Source organism: Pseudomonas sp. HN8-3, assembly GCF_020790195.1.
Taxonomy (GTDB): Bacteria; Pseudomonadota; Gammaproteobacteria; order Pseudomonadales; family Pseudomonadaceae; genus Aquipseudomonas; species Aquipseudomonas synxantha_A.
In genome coordinates this window covers 4,522,079-4,545,386 of sequence record NZ_CP086206.1, presented here as the reverse complement: position 1 = coordinate 4,545,386, position 23,308 = coordinate 4,522,079, and the positions used below count along the sequence as shown (strand labels likewise).

Here is a 23,308-nt window from a genome sequence, read left to right as displayed (position 1 = left end):
TCGCGGGTGGCTGACAACAGCGGCCCGTTCGAGGAGATAGCATGATCGTTCGTCCCGTACGCAGCAGCGATTTACCGGCCCTGATTGATCTGGCGCGCAGCACCGGCACCGGCCTCACCACTTTGCCGGCCAACGAAGAGCGCCTGACCCACCGGGTTGGCTGGGCGGAAAAAACCTTTCGCTGCGAAGCCGGGCGCGGCGATGCCGACTACCTGTTCGTGCTGGAAAACGATGAAGGCCGCGTGGTCGGCATTTCTGCCATTGCCGGTGCCGTGGGCTTGCGTGAGCCCTGGTACAACTTCCGGGTCGGGCTGACCGTCAGCGCCTCCCAGGAGCTGAATATCTACCGCGAGATTCCGACGCTGTTTCTGGCCAACGACCTCACCGGCAATTCCGAATTGTGCTCGTTGTTTTTGCATGCCGATTATCGCAACGGTCTTAACGGCCGCATGTTGGCCAAGGCGCGCATGTTGTTTATCGCGGAGTTCCCGCAATTGTTCGGCAACAAGATCATTGCCGAGATGCGCGGCGTATCCAACGACGCCGGGCGTTCGCCGTTCTGGGAAAGCCTGGGTCGACACTTCTTCAAAATGGAGTTCAGCCAGGCCGACTACCTTACCGGTGTGGGCAACAAGGCGTTTATCGCCGAGCTGATGCCGAAGTTTCCGCTGTACAGCTGCTTCCTGTCCGAGGATGCGCGCAACGTGATCGGCAAGGTCCATCCGGACACCGAGCCGGCCCTGAGTATGCTCAAGAGCGAAGGGTTCAGCTATCAGGGCTATGTCGATATCTTCGATGCAGGCCCAGCGGTAGAGTGTGAAACCAGCAAAATCCGTGCGGTGCGCGACAGCCAGTCGCTGGTGTTGGCCATCGGCACGCCGGGGGACGACGCCACGCCGTTCCTGATCCATAACCGCAAGCGCGAGGAGTGCCGTATCACTGCTGCTCCGGCCCGGCTGGCGGCAGGTACCCTGGTGGTTGATCCGCAGACCGCCAAGCGCCTGCAGCTGGTGGTGGGTGATCAAGTGCGTGCCGTACCGTTGTCTGCTGCTCGGGAGTCCAAGTAATGAATTCGCTGTATATCGCAGGTAGCTGGCTGGCCGGCCAGGGTGAGTTGTTCGAATCGCGCAACCCGGTGACCCAGCAGGTATTGTGGGCCGGCAACGGCGCCACCGCCGAGCAGGTCGAGTCCGCCGTGCAGGCGGCACGCCAGGCATTCCCCGCGTGGGCTCGTCTGCCGTTGGAAGAACGCATCAGCGTGCTGGAAGCTTTTGCCAGCACCCTGAAAAGCCGTGCCGATGAAATTGCCCGCTGCATTGGTGAGGAAACCGGTAAACCCTTGTGGGAATCGGCTACCGAAGTCACCAGCATGGCCAACAAGATCGCCATCTCGGTGCAGAGTTATCGTGAGCGCACCGGCGAAAAGAGCGGCCCATTGGGTGACGCCACCGCGGTATTGCGTCACAAGCCTCACGGCGTGGTGGCGGTGTTCGGCCCGTACAACTTCCCCGGGCATTTGCCCAACGGCCATATCGTCCCGGCCTTGCTGGCGGGTAATACCGTGCTGTTCAAACCCAGCGAGCTGACCCCGAAAGTTGCCGAGCTGACTGTGCAATGCTGGATCGAAGCCGGGCTGCCGGCGGGCGTGTTGAACCTGCTGCAAGGCGCGCGGGAAACCGGCATCGCCCTGGCCGCCAACCCCGGCATAGACGGCTTGTTCTTCACCGGGTCCAGCCGCACCGGCAATCATCTGCATCAGCAGTTTTCGGGACGCCCGGACAAAATCCTCGCCCTGGAAATGGGCGGCAACAACCCGCTGGTCGTGGATGAAGTGGCCGATGTGGATGCGGCGGTCTACACCATCATCCAGTCTGCGTTTATCTCGGCTGGTCAGCGTTGCACCTGCGCCCGTCGCTTGTTGGTGCCGGAAGGCGCCTGGGGCGATGCATTGCTGGCGCGGTTGGTGGCGGTGAGCGCAACGATTGAAGTCGGTGCGTTCGACCAGCAACCACCGCCGTTCATGGGCTCGGTAATCTCCCTTGGCGCGGCGAAAGCCTTGATGGACGCCCAGGAATTGATGTTGGCCAATGGCGCCGTAGCGCTGCTGGAAATGACCCAGCCACAGGATCAGGCCGCATTGCTGACCCCAGGCATCATCGACGTGACCGGCGTAACCGAGCGCGAAGACGAAGAACTGTTCGGCCCGCTGTTGCAGGTGATTCGCTACGCGGATTTCGCCGAGGCAATCGCAGAGGCCAACAACACCCAATACGGCCTGGCCGCTGGCCTGTTGTCGGATAGCGAAGCGCGTTACCAGCAGTTCTGGCTGGAAAGCCGTGCCGGTATCGTCAACTGGAACAAGCAGTTGACCGGCGCCGCCAGTACCGCACCGTTTGGCGGGGTAGGGGCCTCGGGTAACCATCGGGCCAGTGCGTATTACGCGGCCGATTATTGTGCGTATCCGGTGGCGTCGCTGGAAACGCCGAGTCTGGTGGTGCCAGCCACGTTGACCCCTGGCATTACACTGATCTGAACGTGGGAGGGGCTTGCTCCCGATGGCGGTGTGTCAGTCACCTAATTAGTCAACTGACACCCTGCTATCGGGAGCAAGCGCCCTCCCACATTTGAACTGTGGTGTATTCAGTAATTTGATGCCTATAAAAACAGATGTTCGTGGAGCCTCGCCGATGAAATCCTGTGAAGTCAATTTTGACGGTCTAGTGGGGCCGACCCATAACTACGGCGGTTTGTCTTTCGGCAACGTCGCATCCCAAAGCAACAGCCAGCAACATTCCAACCCCAAGGAAGCGGCGTTGCAGGGCCTGCAGAAAATGAAAGCCCTGATGGACATGGGCTTTGTGCAAGGTGTGTTGGCGCCCCAGGAACGCCCGGATGTGGCTGCTTTGCGCAACCTGGGTTTCAGCGGAACCGACGCCCAGGTAATTCAGCAAGCGGCCAAGCAGGCCATGCCGTTGCTGGTAGCGAGCTGCTCGGCTTCCAGCATGTGGGTAGCCAACGCGGCCACTGTCAGCCCGAGCGCTGATACCGCAGACGGTCGCGTGCATTTCACCGCCGCCAACCTCAACTGCAAGTACCATCGCAGCATCGAACACCCCACCACCAGCCGCGTGCTGGGCGCGATGTTCGCCGATGCAAAGCACTTTGCCCACCACGCCGCCTTGCCGGCGGTGGCGCAGTTCGGTGATGAGGGCGCGGCCAACCACACGCGCTTTTGCCGTGAGTACGGTGAGGCCGGTGTTGAGTTCTTCGTGTTTGGCCGCAGTGCCTTCGACAGCCGTTACCCGGCCCCGCAGAAGTACCCGGCGCGCCAGACCCTTGAAGCATCCCAGGCAGTCGCGCGCCTGCACGGCTTGAAGGATGACGGTGTGGTCTACGCCCAGCAGAACCCGGCGGTGATCGATGCCGGCGTGTTCCACAACGATGTAATCGCGGTGGGCAACGGCGAGATGCTGTTCTACCACGAGGACGCATTCCTCAACACCGAACAGATGCTCGCCGAGCTGCAAGCCAAGTTGGGCAAGCTGGGCGGCAACTTCCAATCCGTCTGCGTACCCCGTGCCCAGGTCAGTGTCGAGGACGCGGTGCGTTCCTACCTGTTCAACAGCCAGTTGCTGACCCGCCCTGACGGTTCGATGCTGCTGATTGTGCCGGAAGAGTGCCGCAGCAATGAGCGTGTGTGGCACTACCTGCAGGGCCTGACCAGCTCCGGTGGGCTGATCCGCGAAGTCAAAGTGTTCGACCTCAAGCAAAGTATGCAGAACGGCGGCGGCCCGGCGTGCCTGCGTTTGCGCGTCGCCTTGAACGAAACCGAACTGGCGGCGGTGAATCCAGGCGTTATCATGACCGCGCCACTGTACGAAACCCTGACCCAATGGGTTGGCAAGCACTACCGCGACAGCCTGCGCGAAACCGACCTGGCTGACCCGCAGTTGTTGCTTGAGTGCCGGACGGCACTGGATGAACTGACGCAAATCCTTAAACTGGGCTCGGTTTATCCTTTCCAGATCAATTAACGCCATACGGCTGAGATATTTTATTTATGACCGACACCCTGAAGCTGATCCTTGAAGACACCGACGGCACCCAGCTTGAAACTTCCTGCACCCGCGTTGCCGTGGTCTGGCAGGGCAAGGAGATCTGGATCCAGCACGACGGCCGTGGCCAACTTCTGATTGGTGTGGACGTGGAAGAGGGCGACGCCGAGTACGCCAACCTGCTGATGCGTCCCTTGGCGACCAACCTTATGAGCCTGCAACTGGAAATGGAACCGGCCGACGTTGAGGGTGATGACGACGATCACGTCCATGGTCCTGGCTGCAACCACTAAGGAAGCTGCTTATGCTCGCCCTCGGCAAACTGCTTGAACTGACCCTCGCCGGTCGCGAACCGGCGCAAAAAATTCAACTGACTGTCGACGGCGTGCAGATGCGCTGGCTCAGCGAGGGCGCGCTCGAAGTGCGCCCCCCTGAGGCTCGGGACAATGGCAGCGACCTGCTGCTGTCGTCCGGCATCCATGGCAACGAAACCGCGCCGATCGAACTGCTCGACCGCCTGTTGCATGGCATCGCCCGTGGGGAAATCAAACCCCGCTCCCGTATTCTGTTCCTGTTCGGCAACCCCGAGGCCATGCGCCGCGGCGAGCGTTATCTCGAACTGGACATCAACCGGCTGTTCAACGGCCGGCATGAAAGCAACATCGGCCCCGAGGCCATGCGCGCTGCCGAACTCGAGCAACTGGCGCGCAGTTTTTTCAGCCAGCCCGGTCGATCACGCCTGCACTACGACCTGCACACCGCGATTCGTGGCTCTAAGATCGAGCAGTTTGCCCTCTACCCGTGGAAGGAGGGGCGTCAGCATTCGCGCCGTGAACTGGCGCGCCTGAACGCCGGCGGTATGCAAGCGGTATTGCTGCAGAACAAAACCTCGATCACTTTCACTGCGTTTACCTACGAACAGTTGGAAGCCGAAGCCTTCACCCTGGAACTGGGCAAGGCCCGGCCGTTCGGGCAGAACCAGAGCGTGGACGTGTCCCGGCTGGAGGCGCGCCTCAAGCACATCATTGAAGGCGATGAGCCGCCGACAGAAAGCCTGGACGGCCTGCAACTGTTTGCCGTCTCTCGCGAGGTCATCAAGCACAGCGACGCCTTCCTGATGCACCTGCCGGCGGATGTGGAAAACTTTTCGCAATTGGAAAAGGGTTATCTGCTGGCCGAAGACGTGGCCAAGACGCGCTGGGTGATCGAGGAGGAGGGTGCGCGGATCATCTTTCCCAACCCCAAGGTGAAAAATGGTTTGCGGGCGGGGATATTGATCGTGCCGACCACGGATTCCGGCCTGGCCTAGCTCGTAAACCTTACCTGGATACAAATATGGGAGGGGGCAAGCCCCCTCCCATATTTGTTTTGCGGTGTTGTTTATACCGCTACGGCGCGCGGCTCACTACGGCGGATCGCCCGCACCTTGTGCAGGGTATCGGCGCAGGTACGCGCAGCTTCCTGACCCTTGTGCACGAAGTGCTCATAGAAGAACGTAGTGTGCTCGCTGCCGGCGTGGAAGTGGTGCGGCGTCAGGGACACCGAGAACACCGGCACTTCAGTTTCCAGTTGAACCTGCATCAAACCGCTGACCACTGACTGGGCCACGAATTCGTGCCGGTAGATGCCACCATCCACCACCAGTGCGGCGGCGACGATGCCGGCATAGCGACCGGTCTTGGCCAGCAACTTGGCGTGCAGGGGCAATTCAAAGGCACCGCCGACTTCAAAGAAGTCGATGTCCGATTCCTGATAGCCCTGGGCGATCATTTCGGCAAGAAAGCCTTTGCGCGATTGGTCGACGATATCCTTGTGCCAGCAGGCCTGGACAAACGCGATGCGCTCGCCGTGATGGTTTTTGCTTTTGCTGTCGATTGCGGTGGGTTGCATGTTCTGACTCCTGTTTAAGAAAAAAACAGGGCGTTATGAATCGAATGGGATTTAAGGGTATGCACAACGGCGTCATGCAAGCATGAGGTCAGTGCGCGGCCCTTAGGTGCCAATCCCGTTCTCTCTTCATCCGGACTATGACCGTCGGCCCCGGGATCACACCGGGTCTGCTGACCTTGTCGCCGTCCTGCCGGAGCAGTTCGAGGCGCCAAGCGCTCGCGGGCTATGCACATTGCGTGCAATTACCGCCGGTGGGGAATTGCACCCCGCCCTGAGAACGTTGCCGCCAGAACCCTGGCGGCGGAGAGTTTTTAACACGGTTTTTCAAAAACTGCACGGTTGCCGTATCGATAAGCTATATCGGTTTGTTTGGTTGGTATTCGATTGAATGCAGTGGGGGCTTGATATTGCGTGGCTTTGCCCGCAGTAATCACACACAAAAGGATTTATCCATTCCGTTAGAGGCCCCCTTCATGACCGTGATTGACCTGCGCAGCGACACCGTGACCCAACCCACCCCCGGTATGCTCGACGCGATGGCCGGCGCCGTCAGCGGTGATGACGTCTATGGCGAAGACCCCAGCGTCAACAAGCTGGAGGCGGAACTGGCCAAGCGTCTGGGCTTCGCCGCCGCGCTGTTCGTGCCCACTGGCACCATGAGCAATTTGCTGGCATTGATGGCCCACTGTGAGCGCGGCGAGGAATATATCGTCGGCCAGCAGGCCCATACCTACAAATACGAAGGCGGCGGGGCGGCCGTGCTGGGTTCGATCCAGCCGCAGCCGCTGGAAGTGCAAGCGGACGGTTCCCTGGACCTTGACCACGTGCTGGCGGCGATCAAGCCTGACGATTTCCACTTTGCCCGCACGCGCTTGCTGGCGCTGGAAAACACCATGCAAGGCAAGGTCCTGCCGATGGAGTACCTGGCCAAGGCGCGTGCGTTTACCCGTGAGCATGGCCTGGCCTTGCACCTGGACGGGGCGCGGATCTACAACGCAGCGGTCAAGCTGGGGGTGGATGCGCGTGACATCGCCAAGCATTTCGATTCGGTGTCGGTGTGCCTGTCCAAGGGCCTTGGTGCACCGGTCGGCTCGGTGCTGTGCGGTTCCACGGCGTTGATCGCCAAGGCCCGGCGCCTGCGCAAGATGGTCGGTGGCGGAATGCGTCAGGCAGGTTCGTTGGCGGCAGCGGGGCTGTATGCCCTGGATCATCAGGTACAGCGCCTGGCCGAGGACCACGCCAACGCGCAGTGGCTGGGTGATGAGCTGCGCAAGGTCGGTTACACGGTGGAGCCGGTGCAGACCAACATGGTCTATGTGCACATTGGCGAGCAGGCGCAGGCGTTGAAAGCCTTTGCCGCAGAGCGCGGGATCAAGTTGAGTGCCGCGCCGCGCCTGCGTATGGTCACGCATCTGGATGTCAGCCGGGCACAGATCGAGCAAGTCGTGCAGACATTCGTCGCATTTTCGCAGAAATGACAGTGCAGACCGTCTAATTGACTGTTTCTATCACATAAACACGCTGTACCACCGGCGAAGGGCCGATATAATGCGGCCCTTTGCCGTCGCTCCGTCTGATGATGTTGCGCACTGGCCTTTGGCCGCAGCCTCCGTGGAAGAACCTAATGAAAAGCGCAGAAATCCGTGAAGCCTTCCTTCGCTTCTTCGAAGAGCAAGGTCACACCCGTGTAGCCTCCAGCTCCTTGATCCCAGGCAATGACCCCACCCTGCTGTTCACTAACGCGGGGATGAACCAGTTCAAGGACTGTTTCCTGGGCCAGGAAAAGCGCGCCTATACTCGCGCCACCAGCAGCCAGAAGTGCGTACGCGCCGGCGGCAAGAACAGCGACCTGGAAAACGTCGGTTACACCGCGCGTCACCACACGTTCTTCGAAATGCTGGGTAACTTCAGTTTCGGCGACTATTTCAAGAAGGATGCGATTACCTTCGCCTGGACCTTCCTCACCGGCGTGCTGAAACTGCCCAAGGAAAAACTCTGGGTTACCGTCTACGCGACGGACGACGAAGCCTATGACATCTGGACCCAGCAAATCGGTGTACCTGCCGAGCGCATGATTCGCATCGGCGACAACAAGGGTGCGCCTTACGCTTCCGATAACTTCTGGACCATGGGCGATACCGGCCCGTGCGGCCCTTGCACCGAGATCTTCTACGATCACGGTGCGGACATCTGGGGTGGCCCACCCGGCTCGCCGGATGAAGACGGTGACCGTTACATCGAAATCTGGAACAACGTGTTCATGCAGTTCAATCGCACCGCCGATGGCGTGTTGCATCCGCTGCCGGCGCCGTCGGTGGACACCGGCATGGGCCTGGAGCGGATCAGTGCGGTCATGCAGCACGTTCATTCCAACTATGAAATCGACCTGTTCACCAACCTGCTGAGCGCTTCGGCTGCGGCCATTGGTTGCACCAATGAAGGCCAGTCGTCGCTCAAAGTGGTATCGGACCACATCCGTTCCTGTGGCTTCCTGATTGCCGATGGTGTGTTGCCGTCCAATGAAGGGCGTGGCTACGTGCTGCGTCGCATCATCCGTCGCGCCTGCCGTCACGGTAACAAGCTGGGTGCCACCGGCAGCTTCTTCTACAAAATCGTGGCTGCACTGGTTGCCGAGATGGGCGATGCCTTCCCGGAACTCAAGCAGCAGCAGAGCAATATCGAGCGCGTACTCAAGGCCGAGGAGGAGCAGTTCTCCAAGACACTGGAGCACGGCCTGAAGATTCTCGAGCAGGACCTGGCTGAGCTCAAAGGCTCTGTGGTACCGGGCGACGTGGTGTTCAAGCTTTACGACACCTACGGTTTCCCGATGGACCTGACCGCCGATATCGCCCGTGAACGCGAGCTGACCATCGATGAAGCCGGGTTTGAGCGTGAGATGGAAGCCCAGCGTGTGCGTGCGCGTTCCGCCAGCTCCTTTGGCCTGGACTACAACACCCTGGTCAAGGTTGACGTGCCCACCGAGTTCATCGGCTACAAGGCTACCGCCGGCTCGGCCAAGATCGTTGCCATCTATAAAGACGGCAAGTCGGTCGATGTATTGAGCGAAGGCGAAGAAGCCGTGGTGGTGCTGGACCAGACCCCGTTCTACGCCGAGTCAGGTGGCCAGATTGGTGATTGTGGTTTCCTCAGCTCGACGTCCGGCCGTTTCGAGGTGCGCGACACCACCAAGACCGGCGGTGCTTTCCTGCATCACGGTGTGTTGGTGCTGGGCAGCCTGACCGTCGGCGCACCAGTGGATACCCAGGTCGATGCCGACGTACGGCACGCAACTGCGTTGAACCACTCGGCCACTCACCTGCTTCACGCTGCCTTGCGTCAAGTGCTGGGCGAGCATGTTCAGCAAAAGGGCTCGTTGGTCGACAGCCAGCGCCTGCGGTTTGACTTCAGCCACTTTGAAGCAATCAAGCCTGAGCAGATCAAGGCGCTGGAAGATATTGTCAATGCCGAGGTGCGCAAGAACACGCCGGTAGAAACTGAAGAAACTGATATCGAAACCGCCAAGGCCAAGGGCGCCATGGCGTTGTTTGGCGAGAAGTACGGCGACGAAGTTCGCGTGCTGAGCATGGGTGGTAGCTTCTCGGTCGAGCTGTGTGGTGGTATCCACGCTAACCGTACCGGCGATATCGGCCTGCTGAAAATCATCAGCGAAGGTGGTGTGGCGTCCGGTGTGCGTCGTATCGAGGCGGTGACCGGTGCTGCGGCCCTGGCTTACCTCAATGCCGCCGAAGAACAACTCAAGGAAGCGGCCAGCCTGGTCAAGGGCAGCCGTGACAATCTGATCGACAAACTGTCTGCCGTGCTGGAGCGCAACCGTGCGCTGGAGAAACAGCTGGAGCAGTTGCAGGCCAAGGCGGCCAGCGCTGCGGGCGATGATCTGTCGGCCTCGGCGGTTGACGTCAAGGATGTGAAAGTTCTGGCGGCGCGCCTGGACGGTCAGGACGGCAAGGCGTTGTTGGCCTTGGTCGATCAGTTGAAGAACAAGCTCGGCCGCGCAGTGATCCTGCTCGGCAGTGTCCATGAGGATAAGGTCGTTCTGGTTGCCGGTGTAACCAAAGACCTGACTGGCCAACTCAAGGCCGGTGATTTGATGAAGCAAGCCGCTGCGGCAGTGGGCGGCAAGGGCGGTGGTCGTCCGGACATGGCACAAGGCGGTGGTGTAGATGCCGGTGCCCTGGATGCGGCCCTGGCCTTGACCGTGCCGTTTGTCGAGGCAGGTATTTAAGGCACTGTTAATCGGCCCGTGGTCTAGTCACGGGCTTGTTCAGTGCGGGTGGATTGGATATTAGGCGCCCCTTTACGGGCTGAGGCGGCTTGGAAATGGCTTTGATCGTACAGAAATTTGGAGGCACCTCGGTCGGCTCTGTAGAAAGAATCGAGCAGGTCGCCGACAAGGTTAAGAAATTCCGCGATGCCGGCGATGACCTGGTTGTGGTGCTGTCAGCCATGAGCGGCGAGACCAATCGCCTGATCGACCTGGCCAAGGCTATCAGTGGGGATCAACAGCCGTTGCCACGTGAGCTGGATGTGATTGTGTCCACGGGCGAGCAGGTAACCATTGCGCTGTTGGCCATGGCTCTGAACAAGCGTGGCGTGCCGGCGGTGTCCTACACGGGCAGCCAGGTGCGCATTCTCACCGACAGCGCGCACACCAAGGCGCGTATCCTGCAGATTGATGATCAGAAAATTCGTACTGATCTGAAGGCTGGGCGCGTGGTAGTTGTAGCGGGTTTCCAAGGTGTGGACGAGCAAGGCAACATCACCACCCTCGGGCGTGGCGGTTCTGACACCACGGGTGTGGCACTGGCGGCAGCGCTCAAGGCTGACGAATGCCAGATCTATACCGACGTGGATGGCGTCTACACCACTGACCCGCGCGTCGTGCCAGTGGCCCAGCGCCTGGACAAGATCACCTTTGAAGAAATGCTGGAAATGGCCAGCCTTGGTTCCAAGGTGCTGCAGATTCGCGCGGTGGAGTTCGCCGGCAAGTACAACGTTCCGCTGCGCGTATTGCACAGCTTCAAGGAGGGTCCGGGCACCCTCATTACTATTGATGAAGAGGAATCCATGGAACAGCCGATCATTTCCGGCATCGCTTTCAACCGCGATGAAGCCAAGCTGACGATCCGTGGCGTGCCAGACACCCCGGGCGTGGCTTTCAAGATTCTGGGTCCTGTCAGCGATGCGAATGTTGAAGTCGACATGATCGTGCAGAACGTTTCGCACGATAACACCACCGATTTCACCTTCACCGTGCACCGCAACGAATACGATGCGGCATTGAAAATCCTGCAGAACACAGCGAGCGAGATTGGCGCCCGTGAAGTGGTCGGCGATACCAAGATTGCCAAGGTATCGATCGTAGGGGTGGGCATGCGTTCCCATGCCGGCGTTGCCAGCCGTATGTTCGGGGCCCTCGCCAAGGAGGGTATCAACATCCAGATGATTTCCACTTCGGAAATCAAAGTCTCGGTAGTGCTCGAAGAGAAGTACCTGGAACTGGCTGTACGCGCGCTGCATACCGCTTTTGAGCTTGACGCTCCGGCCCGACAGGGCGAGTGATGTGTTGCCAGGAAGGCGCGGTTTACCGCGCCTTTCATTTTTTTGTGGGGCGCATGTTCTTTTGCGTGGGCTCGACAATACTTAGGTGTGTAGGGCTACGGCTTTTGGGTTGTAGGTCGAATGCCTTTTTTTTGCAGACTGTTGTTCCTGAACTGAAATGCGTGAGGAGAAAGGCATGCTGATTCTGACTCGTCGTTGCGCAGAAAGCCTGATTATCGGTGATGGCGAAATCACCGTGACCGTGCTCGGCGTCAAAGGCAATCAAGTGCGTATTGGGGTTAACGCTCCAAAAGAGGTAGCGGTTCACCGCGAGGAAATCTACCTGCGGATCAAGAAAGAGAAGGACGAAGAACCAAGCCTTTAATTTTTATCGTTTTTTATGTTTGCAAACGGGGATGAACGTGGTTAATATACGCCCCGTGTTGCGGAGAGCTGGCCGAGTGGCCGAAGGCGCTCCCCTGCTAAGGGAGTACACCTCAAAAGGGTGTCGGGGGTTCGAATCCCCCGTTCTCCGCCATTATTTGCTTAGTACGTTGCAATCTGGTTTTTTCGGTAAGTTGTTGAAAATACTCGAAAAAATAGCTTTACATAGAGATTGAACGGCCTATAATGCGCGGCAACAAATGCACTCGTAGCTCAGCTGGATAGAGTACTCGGCTACGAACCGAGCGGTCACAGGTTCGAATCCTGTCGAGTGCACCATTTAAGAGTTAGTTGCAGCGATGCAGGTAGCTCGGCTTCAACCAGTTGTGATCTGGTCTAAAAACACAATCTGCACTCGTAGCTCAGCTGGATAGAGTACTCGGCTACGAACCGAGCGGTCACAGGTTCGAATCCTGTCGAGTGCACCATACAAACAAAAAGCCCGCCTAGTGCGGGCTTTTTGCCGTCTGGGGTTTATGTAGGTTTTATCCTGGTGTGGGTATTTTTATCTTTCCCATGTGTTTTCCCTCTCCTGCGTGTCGTCGCATTTCTATAGGTGCAGCCAATACTGAACATTGGCTCGCAAGCGCTTGTTCTTTCCAGTTTTTTAACGTTTAAAACGGCCGGGCGGTGTATCATGCGCCCGTCAGCCCCGTCGGGGCTTGTGGAATACCTCCATGGACTTACCCAGTAGTGACTCAGTACCCCGTTTTACCAATCATGAATTGACTGATTGATCCTTCCGGCGTGCCCCGCTGCTGGGAGTGGAGTTCGCCTATGACCGAAGTAGAAGTAAAGAAAACACAAGAAAGCCTGCAGGATCGTCTGGCTCAAGTCATCGAGCTGCTGCAGCGCCAGCGCGTGGTCGAAGACCTCACGCACCGCCAGGAAGGTCCGAACCACGACCGCGTTGAAAACCTGGTTCACCGGCAAAACCTCGTCGAGTTACAACGCAAGCTCGATGACCTGCACTCCGCCGACGTTGCCTACATCCTCGAAGCTTTGCCGCTGGATGATCGACTGACCCTTTGGCAGTTGGTCAAGGCCGATCGCGACGGTGACATCCTCCTGGAGGTGTCTGACTCGGTCCGTGAAACGCTGATCGCCGACATGGATGATCATGAGCTCCTGGCCGCCGCCAAGGAGATGGATGCGGACGAACTGGCCGACCTGGCACCTGAGCTGCCCCGGGATGTTGTCCATGAGTTGATGGAGGCGCTCGATACGCAGCAGCGTGAGCGCGTGCGATCGGCGCTGTCCTATGACGAGGACCAGGTCGGTGCGCTGATGGATTTCGAGATGGTCACCATCCGCGAAGACGTCAGTCTGGAAGTGGTACTGCGTTACTTGCGTCGCCTCAAAGAGCTGCCGGGCCATACCGACAAGCTGTTCGTGGTCGACTACGAGGGAATTCTCAAAGGCGTATTGCCGATCAAGCGCCTGCTGGTAAATGATCCAGAGAAGAAAGTAGCTGACCTGATGGCCAGCGATACCGTCAGCTTCCATCCTGACGAAGATGCCTACGACGCGGCCCAGGCCTTTGAGCGTTACGACTTGATCTCGGCTCCGGTAGTCGACAAGAACGGCAAGTTGATCGGTCGTCTGACCATCGATGAAATCGTTGACTTGATCCGTGAAGAGAGTGAAACCGAAGTCCTCAACATGGCGGGTTTGCGTGAAGAGGAAGACATTTTTGCGTCAGTCTGGCGTTCTCTGCATAACCGCTGGGCCTGGCTGGCGGTTAACCTGATCACGGCATTTATCGCGTCTCGTGTCATCGGGTTGTTTGAAGGTTCAATCGAAAAGCTGGTGGCATTGGCTGCGTTGATGCCGATTGTGGCGGGTATCGGCGGTAACTCCGGTAACCAGACCATCACCATGATCGTGCGGGCCATGGCGCTGGATCAGGTGAGTACGGCCAACTCTTCACGCCTACTGCGCAAGGAGCTGGCTGTGGGCCTTATCAACGGCCTGGTGTGGGGTGGAGTGATTGGTGTGGTGGCCTATCTCCTTTATGGCAGTTGGTCCTTGGGTGTAGTGATGACGGCCGCCATGACCCTCAACCTGCTGCTGGCTGCCTTGATGGGGGTATTGATCCCTATGACGCTCGCGCGCCTTGGTCGCGATCCCGCCATGGGAGCCAGCGTGATGATTACTGCCATGACTGACAGTGGTGGCTTCTTCATCTTCCTGGGCCTGGCAACGATCTTCCTGCTCTGATCCTTTCTGCGGGGGCATGTCTGCCCCCGCTTTGCTCCCCGTCTCCAAAATTCAGGCAAAAAAAAGCCAGCACATGGCTGGCTTCGGCTTTCAGTGTCAATCAATTGGCTTCTGCGGCCGCCTCAACATCGTGAGCGATAAGCGAGACGAGGGCGTTTTGCTGGCGGTGGGAGAGCTGACGAAAACGCTGCAGCAGTTCGCGTTCGTGCAGTGACAGCTCAGGGCTATCCAGGCGCATGCTCAACTCTTCACCCAAGGCACCTTCCTGAATAAGGCTTTGTTCCAGGCGTGCGATGATTTCAGAGTTCATGCTGCGGTGATGATTGCGAGCCACCTCGGCAATGCGTTCCCGCATTCCGTCTGGCAGACGTACGACGAATTTGTCAGCCGTACGGCTGGAATAAATTGCCTGTTTCAATGGGCGCATATATTTAACCGGTTAGTTCAGGGGAGCGGTTTCTGGAATTGGCCGCAAGATGAGTGTTAAGACAAGGCTCACGACCAAAGTTCAACCCGAATTGCAAAGAGGCCGCATCATGCCTCAGATTTGCCATTTCATTGGCGTCAATTCTGTGACAAATATTGAACCGCCTAAAGGCTTTGTGCCAGTACTGAATTGCATTTTTGCGGACTGGTTTGAAAACTTCGGCGCTGATGCAGTGCTAGTCCATCAACGCGCAGGGCTACGGCGCATCTGGGTTGAAGGGCGCAGCGCAATATGGCCTTTTGCCCTCAGTCTTAAGCCTAGTGGCAGTTTGCCGATTTGCTAGGGTGATTCGACATAAGGTAGGGGGGGAGGGGGTTAGCGCAGCAATGGATCGAACTTGATTCGGCGACCGGCGATGAGGGCCAATATCAATAGGCTACCAAACACGGCGCTGACGATGAAGGCGGTGGCTTGAACTCCAGAGGAGTCAGTAGCGAGGGCCAGAAAGCCTGCCATGAGGGTCAAGCATAGAAAAAGCCAGGCAGGTTTGGACATTGATAGTTATCTCAGAAAACCCAGTGCTCGGATGTAGGTGCTGCTTGTGTTTCTTGGGTCAGGAGAACGGGTGACTGCTCGGTAGCAGTGACTACCGCCAGCTGGGGGCGTTGTTGCAGATGATGGGGAACTGCTTGGCTGGCCAGTGCGGCATCTTGAGTATTGACTGGCTGGAAATGAAATATCACCAGTGCGGCCAGGGCTACGGCATTGAGAGCTAATAGTAGGATGCTATTCATGGTCATGTTCTCCGCGGTGCTTGGTTCGCTTGGTTTATGCAAAGAACATTGCAGATGCCGTGCCAAACTATTTTCCCTTTAAAATCAATTAGTTGATTTGCCTATGTGGTGGTTTCGGGTTGCAGTTTGCAATGATGGCATTTTGAGGTGATGCAATTTGCACGATCACTGCAAGTCCCCGTGTTTACTGGGTGAAGCTATAAAGATATGTGCAAGGATCGCCCTACAAGCAAAATGCCTAAGGACGACATGACAAAAACTACCTCGACCGTTAATATGCACGCCGTCTGTCGCTGGTCTCATCCGCGACGCGCTTGTCATTTGTCCCAGTAGCTCAATTGGATAGAGCATCCCCCTCCTAAGGGGAAGGTTGGCCGTTCGAACCGGCCCTGGGACACCATCTTTATAGACTGAACGCCTGCCATGGCGTTTAGTGCTATCTACAAGACATCCGCTTTTCTCTCTGCTGCATTTCCTTCGATCTGAATCCTGCTATCTGTTGATAGCCTGGCATTTGTTGCAGGTTGTTTTTTGCGTCAGGAGGATCCAGTGCGGGCAATGCGCTGGCTCCCTTCTCTATATATAGAGATTCACAGAGGCTCCAGGCCTGGTGCACGGCAGGTCAAATGGGAGTTTTGAGTTTTTTGATTTAATGGGGTTGACGCACATGCAAATCCCTGTAGAATTCGCCTCCCGCTTCGGAGAGATCTTAAGCGCAAGTGGTTGAAGTTGTTGAAGAAATCTTCGAAAGCTTCTGAAAATAATCACTTGACAGCAAATGAGGCTGCTGTAGAATGCGCGCCTCGGTTGAGACGAAAGGTCTTAACCAACCGCTCTTTAACAACTGAATCAAGCAATTCGTGTGGGTGCTTGTGGAGTCAGACTGATAGTCAACAAGATTATCAGCATCACAAGTTACTCCGCGAGAAATCAAAGATGTAACCAACGATTGCTGAGCCAAGTTTAGGGTTTCTTAAAAACCCAAAGATGTTTGAACTGAAGAGTTTGATCATGGCTCAGATTGAACGCTGGCGGCAGGCCTAACACATGCAAGTCGAGCGGTAGAGAGAAGCTTGCTTCTCTTGAGAGCGGCGGACGGGTGAGTAATGCCTAGGAATCTGCCTGGTAGTGGGGGATAACGTTCGGAAACGGACGCTAATACCGCATACGTCCTACGGGAGAAAGCAGGGGACCTTCGGGCCTTGCGCTATCAGATGAGCCTAGGTCGGATTAGCTAGTTGGTGGGGTAATGGCTCACCAAGGCGACGATCCGTAACTGGTCTGAGAGGATGATCAGTCACACTGGAACTGAGACACGGTCCAGACTCCTACGGGAGGCAGCAGTGGGGAATATTGGACAATGGGCGAAAGCCTGATCCAGCCATGCCGCGTGTGTGAAGAAGGTCTTCGGATTGTAAAGCACTTTAAGTTGGGAGGAAGGGTTGTAGATTAATACTCTGCAATTTTGACGTTACCGACAGAATAAGCACCGGCTAACTCTGTGCCAGCAGCCGCGGTAATACAGAGGGTGCAAGCGTTAATCGGAATTACTGGGCGTAAAGCGCGCGTAGGTGGTTTGTTAAGTTGGATGTGAAATCCCCGGGCTCAACCTGGGAACTGCATTCAAAACTGACTGACTAGAGTATGGTAGAGGGTGGTGGAATTTCCTGTGTAGCGGTGAAATGCGTAGATATAGGAAGGAACACCAGTGGCGAAGGCGACCACCTGGACTAATACTGACACTGAGGTGCGAAAGCGTGGGGAGCAAACAGGATTAGATACCCTGGTAGTCCACGCCGTAAACGATGTCAACTAGCCGTTGGAAGCCTTGAGCTTTTAGTGGCGCAGCTAACGCATTAAGTTGACCGCCTGGGGAGTACGGCCGCAAGGTTAAAACTCAAATGAATTGACGGGGGCCCGCACAAGCGGTGGAGCATGTGGTTTAATTCGAAGCAACGCGAAGAACCTTACCAGGCCTTGACATCCAATGAACTTTCCAGAGATGGATTGGTGCCTTCGGGAACATTGAGACAGGTGCTGCATGGCTGTCGTCAGCTCGTGTCGTGAGATGTTGGGTTAAGTCCCGTAACGAGCGCAACCCTTGTCCTTAGTTACCAGCACGTCATGGTGGGCACTCTAAGGAGACTGCCGGTGACAAACCGGAGGAAGGTGGGGATGACGTCAAGTCATCATGGCCCTTACGGCCTGGGCTACACACGTGCTACAATGGTCGGTACAGAGGGTTGCCAAGCCGCGAGGTGGAGCTAATCCCATAAAACCGATCGTAGTCCGGATCGCAGTCTGCAACTCGACTGCGTGAAGTCGGAATCGCTAGTAATCGCGAATCAGAATGTCGCGGTGAATACGTTCCCGGGCCTTGTACACACCGCCCGTCACACCATGGGAGTGGGTTGCACCAGAAGTAGCTAGTCTAACCTTCGGGAGGACGGTTACCACGGTGTGATTCATGACTGGGGTGAAGTCGTAACAAGGTAGCCGTAGGGGAACCTGCGGCTGGATCACCTCCTTAATCGACGACATCAGCTGCTCCATAAGTTCCCACACGAATTGCTTGATTCATTGAAGAAGACGAAAAGAAGCAGCCCGAAATTGGGTCTGTAGCTCAGTTGGTTAGAGCGCACCCCTGATAAGGGTGAGGTCGGCAGTTCGAATCTGCCCAGACCCACCAATTTTGTGTGGGAAACGCCTGTAGAAATACGGGGCCATAGCTCAGCTGGGAGAGCGCCTGCCTTGCACGCAGGAGGTCAACGGTTCGATCCCGTTTGGCTCCACCACTACTGCTTCTGTTTGTATAAAGCTTAGAAATGAGCATTCCATCGTTGTGATGGTGAATGTTGATTTCTAGTCTTTGACTAGTTCGTTCTTTAAAAATTTGGGTATGTGATAGAAAGATAGACTGAACGTTACTTTCACTGGTAACGGATCAGGCTAAGGTAAAATTTGTGAGTTCTCATAATCGAGAAATTCGAATTTTCGGCGAATGTTGTCTTCACAGTATAACCAGATTGCTTGGGGTTATATGATCAAGTGAAGAAGCGCATACGGTGGATGCCTTGGCAGTCAGAGGCGATGAAAGACGTGGTAGCCTGCGAAAAGCTTCGGGGAGTCGGCAAACAGACTTTGATCCGGAGATGTCTGAATGGGGGAACCCAGCCATCATAAGATGGTTATCTTGTACTGAATACATAGGTGCAAGAGGCGAACCAGGGGAACTGAAACATCTAAGTACCCTGAGGAAAAGAAATCAACCGAGATTCCCTTAGTAGTGGCGAGCGAACGGGGACTAGCCCTTAAGTGGCTTTGAGATTAGCGGAACGCTCTGGAAAGTGCGGCCATAGTGGGTGATAGCCCTGTACGCGAAAATCTCTTAGTCATGAAATCGAGTAGGACGGAGCACGAGAAACTTTGTCTGAATATGGGGGGACCATCCTCCAAGGCTAAATACTACTGACTGACCGATAGTGAACTAGTACCGTGAGGGAAAGGCGAAAAGAACCCCGGAGAGGGGAGTGAAATAGATCCTGAAACCGTATGCGTACAAGCAGTGGGAGCCCACTTTGTTGGGTGACTGCGTACCTTTTGTATAATGGGTCAGCGACTTATTTTCAGTGGCGAGCTTAACCGAATAGGGGAGGCGTAGCGAAAGCGAGTCTTAATAGGGCGTCTAGTCGCTGGGAATAGACCCGAAACCGGGCGATCTATCCATGGGCAGGTTGAAGGTTGGGTAACACTAACTGGAGGACCGAACCGACTACCGTTGAAAAGTTAGCGGATGACCTGTGGATCGGAGTGAAAGGCTAATCAAGCTCGGAGATAGCTGGTTCTCCTCGAAAGCTATTTAGGTAGCGCCTCATGTATCACTGTAGGGGGTAGAGCACTGTTTCGGCTAGGGGGTCATCCCGACTTACCAAACCGATGCAAACTCCGAATACCTACAAGTGCCGAGCATGGGAGACACACGGCGGGTGCTAACGTCCGTCGTGAAAAGGGAAACAACCCAGACCGTCAGCTAAGGTCCCAAAGTTATGGTTAAGTGGGAAACGATGTGGGAAGGCTTAGACAGCTAGGAGGTTGGCTTAGAAGCAGCCACCCTTTAAAGAAAGCGTAATAGCTCACTAGTCGAGTCGGCCTGCGCGGAAGATGTAACGGGGCTCAAACCATACACCGAAGCTACGGGTATCACGTAAGTGATGCGGTAGAGGAGCGTTCTGTAAGCCTGTGAAGGTGAGTTGAGAAGCTTGCTGGAGGTATCAGAAGTGCGAATGCTGACATGAGTAACGACAATGGGTGTGAAAAACACCCACGCCGAAAGACCAAGGTTTCCTGCGCAACGTTAATCGACGCAGGGTTAGTCGGTCCCTAAGGCGAGGCTGAAAAGCGTAGTCGATGGAAAACAGGTTAATATTCCTGTACTTCTGGTTATTGCGATGGAGGGACGGAGAAGGCTAGGCCAGCTTGGCGTTGGTTGTCCAAGTTTAAGGTGGTAGGCTGGAATCTTAGGTAAATCCGGGATTCTAAGGCCGAGAGCTGATGACGAGTTAACTTTTAGTTAACGAAGTGGTTGATGCCATGCTTCCAAGAAAAGCTTCTAAGCTTCAGGTAACCAGGAACCGTACCCCAAACCGACACAGGTGGTTGGGTAGAGAATACCAAGGCGCTTGAGAGAACTCGGGTGAAGGAACTAGGCAAAATGGCACCGTAACTTCGGGAGAAGGTGCGCCGGTGAGGGTGAAGGACTTGCTCCGTAAGCTCATGCCGGTCGAAGATACCAGGCCGCTGCGACTGTTTATTAAAAACACAGCACTCTGCAAACACGAAAGTGGACGTATAGGGTGTGACGCCTGCCCGGTGCCGGAAGGTTAATTGATGGGGTTAGCTAACGCGAAGCTCTTGATCGAAGCCCCGGTAAACGGCGGCCGTAACTATAACGGTCCTAAGGTAGCGAAATTCCTTGTCGGGTAAGTTCCGACCTGCACGAATGGCGTAACGATGGCGGCGCTGTCTCCACCCGAGACTCAGTGAAATTGAAATCGCTGTGAAGATGCAGTGTATCCGCGGCTAGACGGAAAGACCCCGTGAACCTTTACTATAGCTTTGCACTGGACTTTGAATTTGCTTGTGTAGGATAGGTGGGAGGCTTTGAAGCGTGGACGCCAGTCTGCGTGGAGCCAACCTTGAAATACCACCCTGGCAACTTTGAGGTTCTAACTCAGGTCCGTTATCCGGATCGAGGACAGTGTATGGTGGGTAGTTTGACTGGGGCGGTCTCCTCCTAAAGAGTAACGGAGGAGTACGAAGGTGCGCTCAGACCGGTCGGAAATCGGTCGTAGAGTATAAAGGCAAAAGCGCGCTTGACTGCGAGACAGACACGTCGAGCAGGTACGAAAGTAGGTCTTAGTGATCCGGTGGTTCTGTATGGAAGGGCCATCGCTCAACGGATAAAAGGTACTCCGGGGATAACAGGCTGATACCGCCCAAGAGTTCATATCGACGGCGGTGTTTGGCACCTCGATGTCGGCTCATCACATCCTGGGGCTGAAGCCGGTCCCAAGGGTATGGCTGTTCGCCATTTAAAGTGGTACGCGAGCTGGGTTTAGAACGTCGTGAGACAGTTCGGTCCCTATCTGCCGTGGACGTTTGAGATTTGAGAGGGGCTGCTCCTAGTACGAGAGGACCGGAGTGGACGAACCTCTGGTGTTCCGGTTGTCACGCCAGTGGCATTGCCGGGTAGCTATGTTCGGAATAGATAACCGCTGAAAGCATCTAAGCGGGAAACTAGCCTCAAGATGAGATCTCACTGGAACCTTGAGTTCCCTGAAGGGCCGTCGAAGACTACGACGTTGATAGGTTGGGTGTGTAAGCGCTGTGAGGCGTTGAGCTAACCAATACTAATTGCCCGTGAGGCTTGACCATATAACACCCAAGCAATTTGACTACTCTAACGAGCATCAGATTGCGGTGTGTGAAGACGAAGATGAACCGAAAGTTCGACGCTCACAAAACACCGAAAACTATCACATACCCAATTTGCTGAAGCGAGACCAACTGGTCGCGACTCAGTACCCGAATTTCTTGACGACCATAGAGCATTGGAACCACCTGATCCCATCCCGAACTCAGCAGTGAAACGATGCATCGCCGATGGTAGTGTGGGGTTTCCCCATGTGAGAGTAGGTCATCGTCAAGATTAAATTCCAGAACCCCTGTTTGCTAACGCAGACAGGGGTTTTGTTTTGGGCGGTCGAAAAGTACCGAGCTATTCAATACCCACAGCTTTTTGCAAAGCCTCAAAGATCAGTCGAACCTTGCAGCGCTTCAGGGTTCACAGCAGGGGCGTCATGTATTTATCTCTATCGTTGTGTACCTACAGACACAGGTGCAACGTCTGAGCTCTTATGCAAAATAATCCCCGGAAACAGGCCGCACCGCCTGTCCGGACCCGACCACCCGGACTATCATGCCGATAGCCCAATCCCTTACCGCAAGGAGCCGCTCGGAACGCCGATGCGCCAGATCTGGAAATCTTTTCGAGCCCTTTATTTCGCCTCTTTGATGATGCTGATTGGCTCCGGCCTGCTCAGTACTTACCTGGCCTTGCGCCTGGCGGCAGACAATGTCGACAGTTTGTGGGTCGGTGCGCTGATGGCCGCCAACTATTTTGGCTTGGTACTGGGCGGCAAGATCGGGCATCGCCTGATTGCCCGCGTTGGACATATTCGTGCCTACGCGACTTGCGCCGGAATCGTCGGCGCGGCAGTGCTGGGTCATGGCTTGATTGATTGGCTACCTGCCTGGATCGTGCTGCGGATAATCGTCGGCCTGGGGATGATGTGCCAGTACATGGTTATCGAAAGCTGGCTCAATGAACAGGCGGATGCCAAGCAGCGTGGCGTAGTGTTCAGCGGCTACATGATCGCGTCCTACCTCGGGTTGGTACTGGGGCAGTTGATCCTGGTTATGCATCCTCACCTTGGGCTTGAACTGCTGATGTTGGTCGCGCTGTGTTTTGCGTTGTGCCTGGTGCCTGTGGCCATGACCCGACGCATTCACCCCGCGCCCCTGCACCCGGCCCCGATGGAGCCCCGTTTTTTTATAAAGCGTGTGCCACAGTCTCTTAGTACGGTGCTGGGCGCGGGCTTGATCGTTGGGTCGTTCTACGGTTTGGCGCCGCTCTACGCGTCTCAGCAGGGGCTGACGACTGAGCAAGTCGGCTTGTTCATGGGGAGCTGCATTTTTGCCGGCTTGGTCGTTCAGTGGCCGCTGGGATGGCTATCGGACCGCTATGACCGCGCGCTGTTGATTCGCTGCTTTGCGTTGTGCCTGGCCGTAACAGCGTTGCCGCTGGCGATCATGACTCAAGTACCGCTGGAAGTGCTGTTTGTGGCAGGCTTCTTCTGTTCGCTGGTGCAGTTCTGCCTTTACCCATTGGCAGTGGCTTTTTCCAACGATCATGTAGAAGGTGATCGTCGGGTTTCGCTGACGGCCATGTTGTTGGTGACCTACGGCATAGGCGCCAGTATCGGCCCACTGCTGGCGGGCGTAGTGATGAAGTTGTTCGGCAGCCAGATGCTCTACGCGTTTTTCAGTTTGTGTGCGTTGATCCTGGTATGGCGCATCCGCCCCAAAGCAGTGACCAACCTGCACCAGGTCGACGACGCCCCGCTGCATCACGTGGCGATGCCTGACAGCATGTCCAGTTCACCGCTGGTAGCAGCGCTAGACCCACGGGTGGATGAGCAAGTGGTACAGGAGCAGATGCAGGTCACTGTCCCTGACCCGGAACCCGAGCCAGACCCGGTAACTGATGAGCCAGCCAATGAAGAGCCGCAGGAGCCGGTGGACCCGGATGAACATCCCCATGACTTGAGCAGGGCACGCCCCTGAATGAAAACGGGCAG

15 protein-coding genes, 6 tRNA genes, 3 rRNA genes and 1 riboswitch are annotated in these 23,308 nt (G+C 56.3%); of the genes, 20 read left to right on the top strand and 4 right to left on the bottom strand.

Annotated features, from left to right (window positions below):
• Positions 1–41: 41 nt before the first annotated feature.
• The 5 genes from astA (at position 42) to astE (ending at position 5,364) form a co-directional block, all read left to right on the top strand.
• Entirely contained in the window at positions 42–1,067 is a 1,026-nt protein-coding gene (gene astA / locus LJX92_RS20185) for an arginine N-succinyltransferase (protein WP_228308867.1), read from the top strand.
• The gene (astD, locus tag LJX92_RS20180) at positions 1,067–2,533 is read left to right on the top strand and encodes a succinylglutamate-semialdehyde dehydrogenase (RefSeq protein ID WP_228308866.1); all 1,467 of its coding nucleotides are present in this window, start codon (positions 1,067–1,069) and stop codon (positions 2,531–2,533) included. Before astA ends, astD begins: the two co-directional genes overlap by 1 nt.
• Before the next feature lie 154 nt (positions 2,534–2,687).
• Positions 2,688–4,034, top strand: coding sequence for an N-succinylarginine dihydrolase (gene astB, locus LJX92_RS20175; protein ID WP_228308865.1), 1,347 nt, complete (start codon positions 2,688–2,690; stop codon positions 4,032–4,034).
• A gap of 26 nt (positions 4,035–4,060) precedes the next feature.
• Positions 4,061–4,348, top strand: coding sequence for a hypothetical protein (locus LJX92_RS20170; RefSeq protein WP_003175651.1), 288 nt, complete (start codon positions 4,061–4,063; stop codon positions 4,346–4,348).
• 11 nt (positions 4,349–4,359) lie between these two features.
• Complete coding sequence (gene astE, locus LJX92_RS20165) at positions 4,360–5,364, top strand: succinylglutamate desuccinylase (protein WP_148853739.1); 1,005 nt, start codon at positions 4,360–4,362, stop codon at positions 5,362–5,364.
• 71 nt (positions 5,365–5,435) lie between these two features.
• On the opposite strand, the gene LJX92_RS20160 is transcribed toward astE, so the two are convergent.
• Positions 5,436–5,945: a 6,7-dimethyl-8-ribityllumazine synthase gene (locus tag LJX92_RS20160; protein WP_078822112.1), complete on the bottom strand. Its 510-nt coding sequence runs from the start codon at positions 5,943–5,945 to the stop codon at positions 5,436–5,438.
• A 113-nt stretch (positions 5,946–6,058) separates the two neighbouring features.
• Positions 6,059–6,228, bottom strand: a riboswitch (FMN riboswitch).
• Positions 6,229–6,418: 190 nt separating this feature from the next.
• Here LJX92_RS20160 and ltaE point away from each other — a divergent pair.
• The 8 genes from ltaE to mgtE all read left to right on the top strand — a co-directional run bounded on the left by ltaE (position 6,419) and on the right by mgtE (position 14,168).
• Entirely contained in the window at positions 6,419–7,423 is a 1,005-nt protein-coding gene (ltaE, locus tag LJX92_RS20155; protein ID WP_223017824.1) for a low-specificity L-threonine aldolase, read from the top strand.
• Positions 7,424–7,569: 146 nt separating this feature from the next.
• Positions 7,570–10,188: an alanine--tRNA ligase gene (gene alaS, locus LJX92_RS20150; RefSeq protein WP_032879836.1), complete on the top strand. Its 2,619-nt coding sequence runs from the start codon at positions 7,570–7,572 to the stop codon at positions 10,186–10,188.
• A 95-nt stretch (positions 10,189–10,283) separates the two neighbouring features.
• The gene (locus tag LJX92_RS20145; RefSeq protein WP_005790609.1) at positions 10,284–11,525 is read left to right on the top strand and encodes an aspartate kinase; all 1,242 of its coding nucleotides are present in this window, start codon (positions 10,284–10,286) and stop codon (positions 11,523–11,525) included.
• A gap of 175 nt (positions 11,526–11,700) precedes the next feature.
• Positions 11,701–11,889 (top strand): carbon storage regulator CsrA, encoded by a 189-nt coding sequence (gene csrA, locus LJX92_RS20140; protein WP_003175645.1) that lies wholly within the window; start codon positions 11,701–11,703, stop codon positions 11,887–11,889.
• A gap of 62 nt (positions 11,890–11,951) precedes the next feature.
• Positions 11,952–12,042: transfer RNA gene (locus tag LJX92_RS20135), tRNA-Ser, on the top strand.
• A gap of 108 nt (positions 12,043–12,150) precedes the next feature.
• Positions 12,151–12,227: transfer RNA gene (locus tag LJX92_RS20130), tRNA-Arg, on the top strand.
• Between the two features lie 72 nt (positions 12,228–12,299).
• A tRNA-Arg gene (locus tag LJX92_RS20125) sits at positions 12,300–12,376 on the top strand.
• Between the two features lie 349 nt (positions 12,377–12,725).
• Positions 12,726–14,168: a magnesium transporter gene (gene mgtE / locus LJX92_RS20120; RefSeq protein ID WP_005790606.1), complete on the top strand. Its 1,443-nt coding sequence runs from the start codon at positions 12,726–12,728 to the stop codon at positions 14,166–14,168.
• Positions 14,169–14,268: 100 nt separating this feature from the next.
• On the opposite strand, the gene LJX92_RS20115 is transcribed toward mgtE, so the two are convergent.
• From LJX92_RS20115 to LJX92_RS20105, 3 genes are all read right to left on the bottom strand, one after another.
• Entirely contained in the window at positions 14,269–14,595 is a 327-nt protein-coding gene (locus tag LJX92_RS20115; RefSeq protein ID WP_003193592.1) for an Arc family DNA-binding protein, read from the bottom strand.
• 375 nt (positions 14,596–14,970) lie between these two features.
• The gene (locus LJX92_RS20110; protein ID WP_416309147.1) at positions 14,971–15,111 is read right to left on the bottom strand and encodes a PA3371 family protein; all 141 of its coding nucleotides are present in this window, start codon (positions 15,109–15,111) and stop codon (positions 14,971–14,973) included.
• Positions 15,112–15,161: 50 nt separating this feature from the next.
• The gene (locus LJX92_RS20105; RefSeq protein WP_078822109.1) at positions 15,162–15,389 is read right to left on the bottom strand and encodes a hypothetical protein; all 228 of its coding nucleotides are present in this window, start codon (positions 15,387–15,389) and stop codon (positions 15,162–15,164) included.
• Between the two features lie 323 nt (positions 15,390–15,712).
• On the opposite strand from LJX92_RS20105, the gene LJX92_RS20100 reads away from it, so the two are divergent.
• From LJX92_RS20100 to LJX92_RS20070, 7 genes are all read left to right on the top strand, one after another.
• A tRNA-Arg gene (locus LJX92_RS20100) sits at positions 15,713–15,789 on the top strand.
• Positions 15,790–16,382: 593 nt separating this feature from the next.
• Positions 16,383–17,919, top strand: a 16S ribosomal RNA gene (locus LJX92_RS20095).
• Between the two features lie 82 nt (positions 17,920–18,001).
• Positions 18,002–18,078 (top strand) — tRNA-Ile (locus LJX92_RS20090).
• A gap of 30 nt (positions 18,079–18,108) precedes the next feature.
• Positions 18,109–18,184 (top strand) — tRNA-Ala (locus tag LJX92_RS20085).
• A 247-nt stretch (positions 18,185–18,431) separates the two neighbouring features.
• Positions 18,432–21,323, top strand: a 23S ribosomal RNA gene (locus LJX92_RS20080).
• A gap of 158 nt (positions 21,324–21,481) precedes the next feature.
• Positions 21,482–21,597, top strand: a 5S ribosomal RNA gene (gene rrf, locus LJX92_RS20075).
• Together the 16S, 23S and 5S rRNA genes with 2 tRNA genes alongside form the textbook arrangement of a ribosomal RNA operon.
• 317 nt (positions 21,598–21,914) lie before the next feature.
• Complete coding sequence (locus LJX92_RS20070) at positions 21,915–23,294, top strand: MFS transporter (RefSeq protein WP_005790600.1); 1,380 nt, start codon at positions 21,915–21,917, stop codon at positions 23,292–23,294.
• Positions 23,295–23,308: the final 14 nt, after the last annotated feature.

Coding starts and splice junctions, on each gene's coding strand:
- astA (WP_228308867.1), top strand. CDS start 42: ATGATCGTTCGTCCCGTACGCAGCAGCGATTTACCGGCCCTGATTGAT.
- astD (WP_228308866.1), top strand. CDS start 1,067: ATGAATTCGCTGTATATCGCAGGTAGCTGGCTGGCCGGCCAGGGTGAG.
- astB (WP_228308865.1), top strand. CDS start 2,688: ATGAAATCCTGTGAAGTCAATTTTGACGGTCTAGTGGGGCCGACCCAT.
- LJX92_RS20170 (WP_003175651.1), top strand. CDS start 4,061: ATGACCGACACCCTGAAGCTGATCCTTGAAGACACCGACGGCACCCAG.
- astE (WP_148853739.1), top strand. CDS start 4,360: ATGCTCGCCCTCGGCAAACTGCTTGAACTGACCCTCGCCGGTCGCGAA.
- LJX92_RS20160 (WP_078822112.1), bottom strand. CDS start 5,945: ATGCAACCCACCGCAATCGACAGCAAAAGCAAAAACCATCACGGCGAG.
- ltaE (WP_223017824.1), top strand. CDS start 6,419: ATGACCGTGATTGACCTGCGCAGCGACACCGTGACCCAACCCACCCCC.
- alaS (WP_032879836.1), top strand. CDS start 7,570: ATGAAAAGCGCAGAAATCCGTGAAGCCTTCCTTCGCTTCTTCGAAGAG.
- LJX92_RS20145 (WP_005790609.1), top strand. CDS start 10,284: ATGGCTTTGATCGTACAGAAATTTGGAGGCACCTCGGTCGGCTCTGTA.
- csrA (WP_003175645.1), top strand. CDS start 11,701: ATGCTGATTCTGACTCGTCGTTGCGCAGAAAGCCTGATTATCGGTGAT.
- mgtE (WP_005790606.1), top strand. CDS start 12,726: ATGACCGAAGTAGAAGTAAAGAAAACACAAGAAAGCCTGCAGGATCGT.
- LJX92_RS20115 (WP_003193592.1), bottom strand. CDS start 14,595: ATGCGCCCATTGAAACAGGCAATTTATTCCAGCCGTACGGCTGACAAA.
- LJX92_RS20110 (WP_416309147.1), bottom strand. CDS start 15,111: ATGGCAGGCTTTCTGGCCCTCGCTACTGACTCCTCTGGAGTTCAAGCC.
- LJX92_RS20105 (WP_078822109.1), bottom strand. CDS start 15,389: ATGAATAGCATCCTACTATTAGCTCTCAATGCCGTAGCCCTGGCCGCA.
- LJX92_RS20070 (WP_005790600.1), top strand. CDS start 21,915: ATGCGCCAGATCTGGAAATCTTTTCGAGCCCTTTATTTCGCCTCTTTG.